Here is a 13985-nt window from a genome sequence, read left to right as displayed (position 1 = left end):
GCCGGAATAACTTCGCCGGGCTCTATCCACCCAGTAACGTCGGGCTACGTGATCAATCGAACGCACTCGATGATTCTCGTAGCTTTCGCTCTCGCTCCGCTCCTTCTCACACCGGGAACTGCTGCTGCCACTATAGAAGTCACTCACGCCGTCACCTTCACGAGCTCCATCGGCAACGTGATCCCCGCGCCGCATTGCGAGCTCAAAACCGGAAACACCTACCTACGCACTTCAGGAGCCAAGAAAGTCGTCGGCTTCAAGCCGAAAATAACCTGCGACGAGGTCATGGACACCATCTCTTTGACCGGCCAGATGTACGCCGTGATCGGCGGGACGACAACCGCGCACGGTGATGCACCGACCTCGACCAACGCCGGCCAGGTTTCCGTCGAGAACAAGCAGATCGGATACAACTGCGACGGCACCGGAAACACGGTCTGGTTCGGCAGGGCTTCAGTGAACGCAGTCTGGCGCGGCATCCCCCAAGCCGCGGTCGTGGACAGCCCGACGGCGACTCTTCCGTGCGGGGTATGACATCCTCCCGCAATGAAGGTGACCGATGGATACACGGGATCCGGGAATGTCGTCAGCACCGATGCGCCCAGCTACTTGGTCGAATTCTGGCGCGCCATCGCCGACGACACCGGGCATGACGCGTGGACCGCCGTCGAATACGAACTCACCGAATGCGACGTCCACGACGCACTGCACTGGGCTCGCGAGAACGCGCCCTCCGGCGCGACCGTCCACACCGTGATCTACGCCTGTTATCGGCAACCGGCGGGCGCATCCGAGTCCGACGTCCACATCCTGCTGGCCGGCTCCGACCCGAGCAAGATACCCACGTCGACCACCACGCTCACCTGGCCGACCGCCTGAAGCGATTCGCGTCGAGTGGAAGCCGTCAAGCCCGGCCACACGTTCGGGTGATCACCGACTTGATGTCTTGAGTGGACACGTTCGCGGGTGCGATACCTGCGGACGTGTCCAGCTCCGCACCGCGCCAGCTGGCGCTCACCTCCGCGGCCCAGATCCTCGCCATGGGACTGTGGTTCTCCGCGTCGAGTGTCGTCCCGGCCCTGCGCGCGGAATGGGCACTGTCCACTCAGGGCACCGTGCTGCTCACCGCGTCGGTGCAGGTCGGCTTCGCGGCCGGCGCGCTGGTGTCGGCCGTCGCCAATCTCGCGGACCGGCTCCGGCCCGAGCGTCTGCTAGCCGCGAGCGCCGCGACGGGCGCCTTGTTGACGTTGCTCTTTCCCTTGTGTGGAAACCATTTCTGGCTCGCGGTTCTGCTGCGCTTCGGCACCGGGATGGCATTGGCGGGGGTCTACCCGGTCGGGATGAAGATCGTCGTCTCGTGGTTTCCGAACAGCCGCGGACTCGCCCTCGGCGTTCTGCTGGCCGCGCTCGCACTCGGCTCGGCGTCACCCCATCTGCTGGCCGGGAACCTCCCGGGGTGGCGGACGGTACTCGTCGTCGCGTCCCTTCTCGCCCTCGGCGCGGCGGTGCTGGCCGTGCTCTTCGTCCGCGCCGGCCCGGCCGCCCGGCGGTCACCGCCGTGGGAACCGCGGTACCTGCTCACCATGGCGCGCGATCGGCGTCAGCGGCTGATCGCGTTCGGCTACTTCGGCCACATGTGGGAGCTCTACGCGTTTTGGACCTGGATCCCGGCCTACGCGGCCGCGGCGTCGAAGACCTCGCCGGGCACGGTGAGCCTGCTCGCGTTCACCGTCATCGGCGTCGGCGGGGCGATCGGCTGCCTGCTCGGCGGCGCGTTGTCGGACCGGTTCGGGCGGATCGACGTCGCGCTCGCGGCGCTGGCCGTCAGCGGGGCGTGCTGTCTGATCTCGGCCTTCGTTTTCGGTGGTCACCCGGCGATGCTGGGCACACTGCTGTTCGTCTGGGGTGTCGCCGCGATCGCCGACTCCGGCCAGTTCTCCGCCGCGTTGAGCGAGGCCGCGGACGCCCGTTACGTCGGTACCGCGCTCACCGCGCAGACCGCGATCGGTTTCCTGCTCAGCGCGCTGACCATCCAGGGCCTGCCGGTGCTCGCCGACGCCGTCGGCTGGCGGGCGGCCGCCCCCGTACTGGCCGTCGGGCCTCTGCTGGGCGTGATCGCCATGGCGCGGCTCCGCTCCCCCGTGTGCCCGGCGCGCTAGCGCAGCGGGTCCCGCGGCGAGGGCAGATGCGAAGTGTCCGGGAACATGTGGAGCGCGCGCAGGGCCGCGCCGAGTTCGGCGATGTCGGCCGGGTCGGTCAGCGAACGGCCGAGCTCTTCGGAGATCCGCTTCAGCCGGTGCCGGATCGTGTTGGGGTGACAGAACATCCGCTCCGACGTCAGCTTCGTGGAGCCCTGGCATTCGAACCACGCCCGCAACGTCAGCAGCAGCACGTTCCGGTCGTCGCCGGGCAGGTCGAGGATCGGCCGGAGCACGTGGTGCGCGAGCTGGACCGACGCCTCCGGCGCGCTGGCGACGAGGCCGGCGAGCGGGGATTCGTTGAACTGCACCATTCCCGTCGTCCCCGGCAGCATGCTGGAGAGCGCGACCCGCGCGAGATGCAGGGCGCGGGAGGTGTTCCCGAGACCGGTGAACACCGGGCTGACGCCGATCCGGCCGGTCTGGTTCTCGCGCAGCAGCCCGATGATCACCTGGGACGCCGCCGGATCCCGCATCGAGACGACCCCGACCTGCAGGTCCGGCGTGAGCCGCCAGGCGGACGCGTGATGCCGTTCGCGCAGCCGGTTTTCGATCTGCGGCAACGGTTCGTGCCCGACCCGCGGGGTCTCCGCCGCGACGACCACGTAGGTCCCGTCGAGCGAGAGTTCCAGCACGCGCGCGATGTCCCACAGCGTGCCTTCGGTGGCCGCGCCACCGGCGAACAACGCCTCGACCAGCGCCGAGCGCCTGCTTTGGTGCGCCAGCATGACTTCGGCGGTGGTGTCACGGTAGGTCGTCGTCAGCGCCTCGGCGTAGTCGTCGATCAGCGCCCAGATCGCCGACGTCGCGGCGACGAGGCCACGAAGATCCTGATGCTCGCCTGAAGCGGTCAGTTCGACGAACCGATTCCACACTTCGGTGAGCCCGATGCGGTAGGCCCGCAGGAGTTCCGGCAGTGGCGCGCCCTGCAACGCCCGCGCGCGCCCGGTCGCCCGCGCCTGCGCGAGGTCGGGTTCCTCCGTGCCGCGCAGGGTCCGCATGACGAACTCGAGGTTGTTCCGCACCGACGTCCGCAGTTCGGCGAGGGTGACGAACTGCGCGTCGCGGTACACCGGCATTTCGGCGCGGATCTGCTCGACGGTGCCGTCGATGAGCCCGGGCAGCTGCTTTTCGACCTCGACCGCCAGTTCGGCGACGATGACGGCCGAGCCTTCGCGGAGCACAGTTTCGTAGTGCATGGACGTCCTCCGGGGCAGGGACTCCTCGTCGAGCCCCTGGGGCCGTCATCTAACACGACTTGTCCGGAGGTGGCCTGTCGAAGCGGAAAGGCTCCGCCGGTGCGGCGGGAAATCGGGATTCCCGCCGCACCGGCGGGATTTTCACATCTTCGCGGCCGCGCTCTTGATGGCTTCGCGGATCCGGAAGTAGGTGCCGCACCGGCAGACGTTCTGGATCGCGTCGATCTCGGCGTCCGTCGGGTTCTTCGTCTTCTTCAGCAGCGCCACCGCGGCCATGATCTGCCCCGGCTGGCAGTAGCCGCACTGCGCGACGTCCTGCTCCAGCCAGGCCTCCTGCACCGGGTGCAGGTCCTCACCGTCGGCGAGACCTTCGATCGTGGTGACCTCCTTGCCCGAGCAGTCGGACACCGGCGTCACGCACGGGTTGAACGCCTCGCCGTCGAGGTGGCTGGTGCAGGCCTTGCAGACGTTGATCCCGCAGCCGTACTTCGGGCCGCGGACGCCGAGTTTGTCGCGCAGCGCCCACAGCATGGGCAGATCCGCGGGCGCGTCGACGGTGACGGTCTTCCCGTTCACCGTGAAGGTGTAGTTGGGCATCGGAACTCCTTGGCGGGGAAGGAAAGTCAGCGGGGGAAGGGGTCGAAGTCGATCGGGAAGTTGATCGGGAAGCTCCGCGGTTTGATCCCGGTCGCCCGTGCGTAGGCGTTCCCGATCGCGCCGACCGGCGCGGGCACGCCGAGCTCCCCGGCACCGCCGATCTCGCCCGTTTCCGGCATGACGAACACCTTGACGTCCATCGGCGAGTTCTTCTGCCGCGCGTAGTGGAACTGCGAGTAGCTGCCCTCCAGCGGAAGCCCCTTGTCGATGTGCAGGCCCGCGGTCAGCGTGGTGGAGATGCCGTCGGTCAGGCCGCCGAGCATCTGCGCCTCGATCCCGCGCGGGTTGATCGGCTTGCCGACGTCGACCGCGATGGTCGCCTTGGTGACACGCGGCTTCTTCGGATCGCGGGCGTCCATTTCGACGAGGCACGCGGTGTACGACTTGTACTCGCCGTGCACGGCGACGCCCTGCGCGAAACCCTTGGGCATCTTCTTGCCCCACTCGCCGAGTTCCGCGACCTTGTCCAGCACGGCGCGCTGCCGGTCGTTCTTGATGAACTCGCGCCGGAACTCCACCGGGTCCTTGCCGAGCTTCGCGGCGATCTCGTCGACCATCATCTCTTCCGCACCGCGCGTGCTGGCCGAGTACACCGACCGCCAGGCGCCGGTGTGGAAGTCCACCGGAACCTCGTTGAGCAGCTGCGTGGTGACGCCGAAGTTGTACGGCGACTTGACCGTCAGCAGGAACACCGTCTGCGCGAAGCTCAGGTTGCCGCCAACCGGGAGTTCGGCGGCGAAGGCGGTCAGGACCTCGCCGAGGCCGTGGCTCCAGTCGGTCTCCACGCTGGCGACGCGGTGTTCGAAGGTGAGCACCTGGCCGAGGGCGAAGGTCGCGCGGATCTTGTGGTGGCTCGCGGCGCGGGCACGGCCGTGGCGCATGTCGTCGATGCGGCTCCACATCAGCCGCACCGGCCGCTTGAACGCCTTGGAGGCGCGCGCGGCCTCGATGGCGCCGTCGGAGAACAACCGCCGTCCGAACGAGCCGCCCGCCTGCTGGACGTGCACGACGACCTTGTTCTCGGGCAGCCCGAGTTCCCGCGCGATGTTCTGCTTCGCGAGGATCGGCACCTTCATCCCGGACCAGATGGTCGCGCCGTCCTCGCGGACGTCGGCGACCGCCGAGTTGGTCTCCAGCGGGGCGTGACTGGCGAAGGCGAAGTCGAACTCGCCGTCGACGTACTGGGTCAGCAGCGGCGGCACGACGAACGGGAGCGCCGCGGCCTGCAGCTTCTTCTTGATCGTCGCGTTGTTCTCCCCGTCGACGGTGCCGCCGTTCCAGCTGACGTCGAGGGCGTTCTTGCCGTCCAGCGCCTGGCCGAAGGTCTCGGCCATCACCGCGACACCCGTCTTGATCACCGCGATGTCGATGATGCCCGGCATCGCGCGGACGGCGGCCTCGTTGTTCACCTTCGCGACCGTGCCGTTGATCGTCGGCGGCCGGCGGACCATCACCGGCTTCGCGCCGGGGATGTCCAGGTCGAGGGTGTACTTCAGCTGCCCGGTGACCATCGCGCGGGCGTCCTTGCGCGATTGCGGCGTGCCGATCAGCTTGTGCGCGGACTCCGCCTTCGGGGTCGCGGTGAGCTTGCCGAGGTCGGCGCGGGCGGCGGGTTTGGCCAGTGCGCCGTAGTCCGCGCGGCGGCCGTCGGGGGCGATCACCGCACCGTCCCTTGTGGACAGCCGGTCCGCCTTGGCGCCCCACTGCTGAGCGGCGGTCGCGACCAGGCGGGCACGCGCGGCGGCCGCCGCGGTGCGCACCGGGGTGTAGAGCGAGCGCATCGTGTTGGAGCCGCCGGTCAGCTGGTTGAACAGCAGTTCCGGACGGGCGTCGGAGAGGACGACGTCGACCTGGTCGAGAGGGATGTCCATCTCCTCGGCGACCAGCATCGCGTTCGCCGTGGTGATGCCCTGGCCGACCTCGGTTCGCGGCAGTTCCAGCCGGACCCGGCCGTCCTCGCGGACTTCGAGGACTAGCAGGTTCGCGGTCGGGGCGTTCGACAGGATCAGCACGTCGCCGAGGTCGAGAATCTCGGCCGGACCCGGCGGGGTGGGGATGACGGCTTCGGCCTCTTCGGGCGCGACGGTGTCGATGCCGATCTTCGTGGCGATCGTGAGGGTGGGCGCGGCGACGAGGAAGGTCAGGAACCGGCGGCGGCCGAGGCCTCCGGGGTCCGGAGCCTCGCTGCCGTGGCCCTCAGCGGTGGTGGGACTGGCCATCGGGAAGATCCCTTCGAGAGCGCGCGGAGCAGGCGGGGACCCTCGCGCGGCCTGGGGTTGGATGGCGACACGCTAGGCATCGGCATTCGGCCTAGTCAACGCGGAGTAGTCGTGTCGCCCCATCTGTGTGACGAGGTGACAGCGGAAGGGCTCAAATGTGTGACGCGCCACAGCGCACGTGGCATTTCGTTCCTCTCAATGCGGTAGTTGGCAGCGCGAACTACCGCATCGAGAGGACGAAACGCGTCAGATGGAGTCGCGCTCCCGGCCCGCTTCGAGCAGGTCTTCGCGGGCGCGCGCGACGCGCGAACGCACGGTGCCGACGGGACAACCGCAGATCTCGGCGGCCTCGGCGTAGGAAAGGCCCAGCACCTGGGTGAGCACGAGGACCTCGCGCCGCTCCGGGTCGAGCCCGTCGAGCAGCATCCGCAGCTCCACCAGGTCTTCGAACCCGGCGACCCCCTCGGCCTGACGGGCGCCGCGACGTTCGGCGGTGGCCTCCCAGTCGACGTCGGCGAGCTTCGGGCGCGCCGAAGCCGCCCGGATACGGTCGACGACCACCCGGCGCGCGATCGACAGGAGCCAGGTCCGCGAGGACGACCGGCCGGCGAACCGGCGCAGGCTGCCGAACGCGCGGAGGTACGTCTCCTGGGTGAGATCGTCGGCGGCGCCGACGTCCGCGAGATGCGCGACGAAGCGCCAGACGTCCGCCTGGGTGGCACGCACCCAGTCCTCGAGCGCCCGCCGGTCGCCGCGGGCGGCGGCGAGGGCGAGCTCGGTCACCCGCTCGTCGTCGTGGTTGCGCGCCCCGGCCATACGAGAAACGTAGCAGCGTCCCGGGAACCGGGGCAGGCCCGCGCCCGACAAGTGAGACGTGAAGTGCGAGACCTGCCGCGAGGCCCTGTCGGCCCGGCTCGACGGCGAAACCGAACCCGCCCCGCCCGAGGTGGTCGACCGGCACGTGGCAGGCTGCGCCGCCTGCCGGTCCTGGCTCTCGCGCGCCGAACGGCTGCACCGGACGCTGCTGCTGCGTCCGGCGCCCCCGGTCCCGGACCTCACCGCCGTCATCCTCGAACGCACCCCCGCCCCGCCGGGCGAGGGCTGGCCTGCCAGGATCGCGCTCGCCCTGGTCGCGATCGCGCAGCTCGGCCTCGCCTTCGCCCAGCTGCTGGGCGTCGAAGACCACACCGCGGGACACGGCACGGAATCCCTGATCGGGCACCTTTCCCACGAAAGCAGCGCGTGGAACCTCGCCGTCGGCGTCGGGCTCGGCTGGGCGGCCGTCCGCACGAAGGCGGCGTCCGGGCAGCTGCCCGCGCTGACCGGTTTCGTCGCGCTCCTCCTGGCGTTGTCGGCGGGCGACCTCGTCACCGGTCAGGTGACCGCCGGACGCGTGCTCACGCACGGGTTGGTCGTCGCCGGACTGCTGTTGTTGTACGTGGTGAACCGGCAGCACCGGCTCAGCAACCGCCCCAGCCCGGCGACGACGGCCGACCATCCGGGTTCCCACAGCGCGGAGACCGGCTACGAGACCGGCGAAACCCCCGAACGACCCCGGCAGCACAGGGGATTCCGGCGGCCGGCGAGCCGTCACGTCGCCTGACGCCATATGGTCTAGACCATTACCGGTCACTGGGAGCACGCGTCCGGATACCGGGTGAATCGCGGTTTTTCGCGCGCGGCGTGCGCGATTCGCGGCGCGGGCACGTTTATCGTCGCCTGGGACCACCGAATGTAAACCTTCTTGCCCATTTCGGGCCGGAGGCGGATAACTTTGGTGGAACACCTTGGTTCGACAGGAGGCGAAGCTCGTGGTTGGCGCAGAAAACCCACCCGTCGGCACCCCCGCCGGGATGCGGAAGATCAATCAGCGCGCCGTGCTGGACCTCCTGCGCCGCAGCGGCCCGGCGACGCGGCCCCAAGTCGCCAAGGACACCGGCCTTTCGAAACCCACGGTGAGCCAAGCGTTACTGGCCCTCGAAGCGGCCGGTCTCGCCAGGGCGACCGGGCACACCTCGACCGGAACCGGCCGGTCCGCCGTCCTCTACGAAGCGGACCCCACGGCGGGTTACGTCCTCGGTGTCGACATCGGACGCGAGCATCTCCGCGTCGCCGTCTCGGATCTCGGCCACACCGTGGTCGCCCGCCGTGACGAGCGGAACACCTCGCGTTCGGGCACCGCGCTCGTCAGCGCCGTCGGCGCCCTCGCGGCGGCGACGGTGCGCGAAGCGGGACTGTCGCAGGCGGACATCGTCGTGCGGGTCCTCGGCTCCCCCGGCGTCGCCGACCCGGACAAACGCTGCTTCCGGCACGCGCCGAACCTGCCCGGCTGGGGCAAGGCGGGCCTGCTCGACGAACTCGAAGGCGTCCTCGGCCCGGACCTCATGGTCGAGAACGACGCGAACCTCACCGCCGTCGGCGAATGGGAACGCGGTGCCGCGCGCGGCGCGTCCGTGTTCGGCTGCATCACCATCGGCACCGGCGTCGGGATGGGCGTGATGGTCAACGGCCAGGTCTTCCGCGGCGCGACGGGCGCGGCGGGCGAGATCGGCTACCTGCCCTACGGCCAGTCGCACGCGGCGAGTGAGGGCGAGGACGCCCCGCCGGTCCGCGGCCACCTCGAAGAGGCGACGGCGGCGCAGTCCGTCGTGCGCGGCGCGCGTGAACTCGGTCTCGGTACGGCGAAATCGGCCCGCGAGGTCTTCCGTCTCGCCCGCGACGGCGACGAGCTCGCCCTGCGTGCCGTCGAGGCGGAGGCCGACAGGCTCGCGTACACCGTGGCGTCGGTGGCGGCGGTGATCGACCCCGAACTGATCGTGCTCGGCGGCGGCATCGGTACCGCGGCCGATCTGCTGCTCGACCCGATCGACCGTGCCCTGCGCTCGTTCACTCCCCTGGTCCCCTCGGTCGTCCAGGGCGAACTGGGCGACGACGGCGTGCTGACCGGTGCGATCAGCGTCGGGTTGCGCGCCGCCGAGGGTCTGGTCTTCGAACGCAAGGTGGGCGCGGCCTGAGGCTTTACCTCCGCGGTAATCGACAGCGGGTGCACGCTGTTCCTATGACCACAGCCAAGAAAATCGTCCTCGACTGCTTCGAGAACATGTTCGTGCACAAGGACTTCGTCGCCGCGAGCGCGAACGTGCACCCGGATTTCGTCACCCACAGCCCGGGTTTCCCCTCCGGCCGTGACGCTTTCGTCGAAGCCATGCGGAATTCACCGATGGCGGACGCGGACGTCGCGGTGAAACGCGTGATCGCCGACGACGAGCACGTCGTCGTCCACCTGCACGTCGTCCGGCCGGGTGAGGAAGCCGGGGCCGCCGTCGTCGACATCGTCCGCGTGGCGGACGGGCTCATCGTGGAGCACTGGGACGTCAAGCAGCCGGTACCGCCCGGCGCGGAAATGTTCTAGGGCTTGATGATCAGGCAGGTGCTCGACGCCGTCGCGAGCACCTTGCCCTGCCCGTCACGGATGTCGCCCTCGGCGAACGCGACGCGCGACCCGGCCTTCACGATCCAGCCGTGCGCGCGGATCTCGCCCACCGAACCGGAAATCGCGCGCAGGTAGTTCACCTTCAGCTCCACCGAGGTGTAGCCGACACCGGCGGGCAGGGTCGAATGCACCGCGCACGCCACCGCCGAATCCAGCAGGGTCGCCGCGACGCCGCCGTGCACGGTGCCGATCGGGTTGTAGAGCGACTCGTCCGGCGTCGCGGCGATCACGACGTCACCCTCGGCCACGCTCACCCAGCGCATGCCGAAATGCGCCGAGATCGGCGCGGGCGGGATCCGGCCCTCGGCGATGCCGGTCAGGTATTCGAGCCCGGAAAGCTCCCGGCCGAGCCGGGCGGTGGGCAGCGGATCCTGCCAGGTCACGGTCTTCTGCCTGGTCTGTCCGGTGACGTCGATGGTCATGGCTGCCTCCTAAGACGATCGTCCTAGGCTTCCTAAGACGGTCGTCCTAGTCAAGGACTATGCTGGGACACGTGTCCGACACCACCACCCGCGAGCGGATGATCTCGACCGCGATGACGCTCTTCCGCCGTGAGGGCTACCAGGCGACTTCGTGGCGGCGGCTGGTCGAAGAGGCCGGCACGCCCTGGGGGTCGGCGTACCACCACTTCCCCGGCGGCAAGGAGCAACTCGCGGTCGCCGCGATCGAACTCGGCACCGCTGTCGTGACGAGGACGGTCCGCCGTGCCTTCGAACGCAACGAGACGGTCGAAGACGCCGTGGCCTGGTGGTATCGCAAGGCGGGTGAGGCGCTGGCCGCCGACGACTACCGCGGTGGCTGCCCGCTCGCCACGATCACGCTGGAGATGGCGCACGCCTCCCCCGCGATCACCAAGGCGTGCCAGGACGCCTTCGCCGCCTGGCACAAGCTGCTCGTCGAACTGCTCGGCGACGTCGAGGATCCCGAAGACGTCGCGACGGCCATCATGAACAACCTCGAAGGCGCCCTGCTGGTCAGCCGGGTCCACCGGTCTCCGGAACCGCTGGAACGGGCCGCGCGGCACGTCGCGCTCGTGGTCCGCGCCGCCTGACGAAGCCGAGCGCCCACCGGCGAGCGCGGGTAGCGTTGCCAGGCATGATCGGTCTGCCCGACACCATCACGGCCTGTCTCTTCGACCTCGACGGCGTGCTGACCGGAACCGCGGCCCAGCATCGCGCGGCGTGGAAGCGCACGTTCGACGAGTTCCTGCGCGCCCGCGACGGTGACGCGTTCTCGCCGTTCACCGACACCGACTACGCGGCCTACGTCGACGGAAGGCCCAGGGCCGACGGCGTCCGCACCTTCCTCACCTCGCGCGGGATCGAGCTGCCCGAAGGCAACCCCGACGACGACATCGACGCCGCCACCGTCAATGGGATCGGGAACCGGAAGAACCAGCTGGTGCTGAAGATCATCGAGGAGGAGGGCGTGACGCCGTACCCGGGTTCCGTCCGGTATCTGGAAGCGGCGAAGGCGGCGGGCCTGCGTATCGGCGTCGTCACTTCATCGGCCAACGGCGCCAAGGTGCTCGACGCCGCCGACCTGACCAAGTTCGTCGAAGCGCGGATCGACGGGATCGTGATCGCCGAGAAGAACCTGCGCGGCAAACCCGCGCCGGACTCCTTCCTCGCCGGCGCCGAGGCGTTCGAGGTCGCACCGGCGAACGCGGCCGTCTTCGAGGACGCGCTCGCGGGCGTGCAGGCGGGCAAGGACGGCGGTTTCGGTTACGTGGTCGGGGTGAACCGCGCGCACCAGGCGGGCGAACTGCTCGCGCACGGCGCCGACGTCGTGGTGGACGACCTCGCCGAACTCCTGGAGGACCGCAAGTGAGCGAAGCGCTTTTCCGCGGCTACGAGGTCGCGCCCTGGGAGCTGCGCTGGCACGGGATGGACGTCGACGCGTTGCAGCGCACCGAATCGGCGTTCGCGGTGTCCAACGGGCACATCGGCCTGCGCGGGACGCTGGAGGAGGCGGAGCCGCGCGGCCTGCCGGGCACCTATCTCAACGGTTTCTACGAGCAGCACGACCTTCCGTACGCGGAAACCGGTTACGGCTACCCCGAAGAAGGCCAGACCGTCGTCAACGTGACCGACGGCAAGATCCTCCGGCTGCTGGTCGAGGACGAACCGCTCGACATGCGTTACGGCCAGGCCACCGAACACGACCGCGTGCTCGACTTCCGGAAGGGCACCCTCGCGCGCGATACCGTCTGGTCCTCGCCGACCGGGCGCCGCGTCCGGGTGAAGACCGAGCGCTTGGTCTCGTTCACCCAGCGCGCCGTCGCCGCGATCCGGTACGAGGTCGAACCGCTCGACGACGATCTCCAGCTGGTGGTGCAGTCGGATCTGCTGGCGAACGAACCCATCGAGTCCGACACGCGCGATCCACGGGTCGCGGCGGCACTCGAATCGCCGCTGGTCGGCGAATATCACCACGCGGAGGCGTATCACGCGGTGCTGGTGCACCAGACCCGGCGATCCGGGCTGCGGATGGCCGCCGCGATGGACCACAAGATCGACGTCTCCGACGGCGTGCGCACGCATATCGAGGCCGAGGACGATCTGGCGCGGCTCACCATCGCCGTCGACGTGCCCAAGGGCGGACGGCTGCGGATCACCAAGTTCCTCGCCTACGGCTGGTCCGCGCAGCGTTCGGTGCCCGCGGTGCGCGCGCAGGTCGAGGCCGCGCTGGCCGGGGCCCGGCAGACCGGCTGGAAGGGACTGCTCGCCGAACAGAAGGAGTTCCTCGACGATTTCTGGGAGACCTCGGACATCGAGATCGACGGCGACCCGGAACTGCAGCAGGCCGTGCGGTTCGCGCTCTTCCATCTCCTGCAGGCCGGGGCCCGCGGTGAGACGAGGGCGTTGGCGGGCAAGGGTTTGACCGGCCCCGGCTACGACGGCCACGCGTTCTGGGACACCGAGACCTTCGTTCTGCCCGTGCTCACCTACAGCATCCCGGACGCCGCCCGCGACGCCCTGCGCTGGCGTCACTCCACTTTGGACAAAGCGCGGGAAAGGGCGACACAGCTGGGTCTACGCGGTGCCGCGTTCCCCTGGCGGTCCATCAACGGCGCCGAGTGTTCGGCGTACTGGCCGGCGGGTACGGCGGCGTTCCACGTCAGCGCGGACATCTCCGACGCCGTCGTTCGGTATCTCAACGCCACCGGCGACGAGGAGTTCATGCGGACCTGCGGCGCCGAACTGCTCCTCGAAACCGCGCGGCTGTGGGTGTCGCTGGGGCATTTCGACCGGCGGGGCCGGTTCCGGATCGACGGGGTCACCGGGCCGGACGAGTACTCCGCGGTGGCGGACAACAACGTCTACACGAATCTCATGGCCCGCCGGAATCTTTTCTACGCCGCCGAAATCGTCGGCCAGCACGACGACATCGCCCGGCGGTTCGACGTCGGCGAGGACGAGGTCGCGTTGTGGCGCAAGGCGGCCGACGCGATGCTGGTGCCCTACGACGAAGACCTCGGTGTCCATCCGCAGTCCGAAGGTTTCCTGGAGCACGACGAGTGGGATTTCGCGGCGACGGACCTGGATTTCTACCCGCTGCTGCTGAACTTCCCGTACTTCGACCTGTACCGCAAGCAGGTGGTCAAACAGGCCGATCTGGTGCTCGCGCTGCATCTGTGCGGGGATTCCTTCACCCCTGAACAGAAAGCGCGCGACTTCGCCTACTACGAGGCGATCACCGTGCGGGATTCCTCGCTGTCCGCGGGAACGCAGGCCGTGGTGGCGGCCGAGGTCGGACATCTCGAACTGGCCTACGACTACCTCGCCGAGGCGGCGCTCACCGACCTGCACGACGTGCACAACAACGTCCGCAACGGACTGCATCTGGCCTCGCTGGCCGGAGCGTGGCAGGGCACCGTCGCCGGATTCGGCGGACTGCGTGACCACGGCGGCCGGCTGACCTTCGCGCCGCGGCTGCCGCCCCAACTGCGGCGGATCGCGTTCCGGCTGACCTTCCGCGGCACCCGGTTCCAGGTCGAGATCGACGGCGAGAACGCGACGTACCACGTGATCACCGGGGAACCGCTGGAACTGGCGCACCACGGCGAGACGTTCACGGTGACCGCCGAGCCGGTTCGGCTGCCGATCCCGGCGATCGATCCGGGTCCGGCGCCGACCCAGCCCGCGGGCCGCGCTCCGGCGAGGCGGCGGCCGAAGGACGCGTGACCCGCGAAATGTCATGAAAGGGCCGTTCAGGA

14 protein-coding genes are annotated in these 13985 nt (G+C 69.4%); 9 read left to right on the top strand and 5 right to left on the bottom strand.

The genetic code is table 11. From position 1 onward, the window contains the following. The first annotated feature begins 48 nt into the window (after positions 1-48). The 3 genes from ED92_RS32205 to ED92_RS32195 all read left to right on the top strand — a co-directional run bounded on the left by ED92_RS32205 (position 49) and on the right by ED92_RS32195 (position 2159). The gene (locus tag ED92_RS32205; RefSeq protein ID WP_152611070.1) at positions 49-534 is read left to right on the top strand and encodes a hypothetical protein; all 486 of its coding nucleotides are present in this window, start codon (positions 49-51) and stop codon (positions 532-534) included. Positions 535-546: 12 nt separating this feature from the next. Further along, complete coding sequence (locus ED92_RS32200) at positions 547-879, top strand: hypothetical protein (protein WP_037344946.1); 333 nt, start codon at positions 547-549, stop codon at positions 877-879. 104 nt (positions 880-983) lie between these two features. After that, on the top strand, positions 984-2159 hold the full coding sequence (locus tag ED92_RS32195; RefSeq protein WP_081975992.1) for an MFS transporter: 1176 nt from the start codon (positions 984-986) through the stop codon (positions 2157-2159). On the opposite strand, the gene ED92_RS32190 is transcribed toward ED92_RS32195, so the two are convergent. The 4 genes from ED92_RS32190 to sigC all read right to left on the bottom strand — a co-directional run bounded on the left by ED92_RS32190 (position 2156) and on the right by sigC (position 7089). Further along, positions 2156-3397: a CdaR family transcriptional regulator gene (locus ED92_RS32190; protein WP_037344945.1), complete on the bottom strand. Its 1242-nt coding sequence runs from the start codon at positions 3395-3397 to the stop codon at positions 2156-2158. The genes ED92_RS32195 and ED92_RS32190 overlap by 4 nt on opposite strands. Before the next feature lie 141 nt (positions 3398-3538). Further along, on the bottom strand, positions 3539-3994 hold the full coding sequence (locus ED92_RS32185; RefSeq protein WP_007030011.1) for a (2Fe-2S)-binding protein: 456 nt from the start codon (positions 3992-3994) through the stop codon (positions 3539-3541). Between the two features lie 26 nt (positions 3995-4020). Continuing rightward, positions 4021-6273, bottom strand: a complete 2253-nt coding sequence (locus tag ED92_RS32180; protein WP_037344944.1) for a xanthine dehydrogenase family protein molybdopterin-binding subunit — start codon at positions 6271-6273, stop codon at positions 4021-4023. A gap of 246 nt (positions 6274-6519) precedes the next feature. Next, a complete protein-coding gene (gene sigC / locus ED92_RS32175; RefSeq protein WP_016335903.1) occupies positions 6520-7089 on the bottom strand; it encodes an RNA polymerase sigma factor SigC in 570 nt (189 codons plus the stop codon). 58 nt (positions 7090-7147) lie between these two features. Between sigC and ED92_RS32170 the strand changes: the two genes are divergently transcribed. The 3 genes from ED92_RS32170 to ED92_RS32160 all read left to right on the top strand — a co-directional run bounded on the left by ED92_RS32170 (position 7148) and on the right by ED92_RS32160 (position 9685). Beyond that, positions 7148-7876, top strand: coding sequence for a zf-HC2 domain-containing protein (locus ED92_RS32170; protein WP_037344943.1), 729 nt, complete (start codon positions 7148-7150; stop codon positions 7874-7876). A 208-nt stretch (positions 7877-8084) separates the two neighbouring features. After that, positions 8085-9287 carry an ROK family protein gene (locus ED92_RS32165; protein ID WP_037344942.1) on the top strand — a complete coding sequence of 401 codons (1203 nt, stop codon included), beginning with the start codon at positions 8085-8087 and terminating at the stop codon, positions 9285-9287. Between the two features lie 44 nt (positions 9288-9331). Then, on the top strand, positions 9332-9685 hold the full coding sequence (locus tag ED92_RS32160) for a nuclear transport factor 2 family protein (protein ID WP_037344941.1): 354 nt from the start codon (positions 9332-9334) through the stop codon (positions 9683-9685). Here the strand turns inward: ED92_RS32160 and ED92_RS32155 are convergent. Then, complete coding sequence (locus ED92_RS32155; protein WP_037344940.1) at positions 9682-10188, bottom strand: PaaI family thioesterase; 507 nt, start codon at positions 10186-10188, stop codon at positions 9682-9684. The genes ED92_RS32160 and ED92_RS32155 overlap by 4 nt on opposite strands. A 71-nt stretch (positions 10189-10259) precedes the next feature. Here ED92_RS32155 and ED92_RS32150 point away from each other — a divergent pair, with 71 nt between their 5' ends. The 3 genes from ED92_RS32150 to ED92_RS32140 are packed head-to-tail and all read left to right on the top strand — an operon-like array spanning position 10260 to position 13953. Further along, positions 10260-10817: a TetR/AcrR family transcriptional regulator gene (locus ED92_RS32150; RefSeq protein ID WP_235213407.1), complete on the top strand. Its 558-nt coding sequence runs from the start codon at positions 10260-10262 to the stop codon at positions 10815-10817. 44 nt (positions 10818-10861) lie between these two features. Next, entirely contained in the window at positions 10862-11596 is a 735-nt protein-coding gene (locus ED92_RS32145; protein ID WP_037344938.1) for an HAD family phosphatase, read from the top strand. A gap of 56 nt (positions 11597-11652) precedes the next feature. Next, entirely contained in the window at positions 11653-13953 is a 2301-nt protein-coding gene (locus ED92_RS32140; protein WP_152611087.1) for a glycoside hydrolase family 65 protein, read from the top strand. Positions 13954-13985 lie beyond the last annotated feature (32 nt).

It is taken from the genome of Amycolatopsis sp. MJM2582, assembly GCF_000754115.1.
GTDB classification, from domain to species: Bacteria; Actinomycetota; Actinomycetes; order Mycobacteriales; family Pseudonocardiaceae; genus Amycolatopsis; species Amycolatopsis japonica.
The sequence above is the reverse complement of the archived record's forward strand: the minus strand, read 5'-3'. Positions and strand labels throughout refer to the sequence as shown.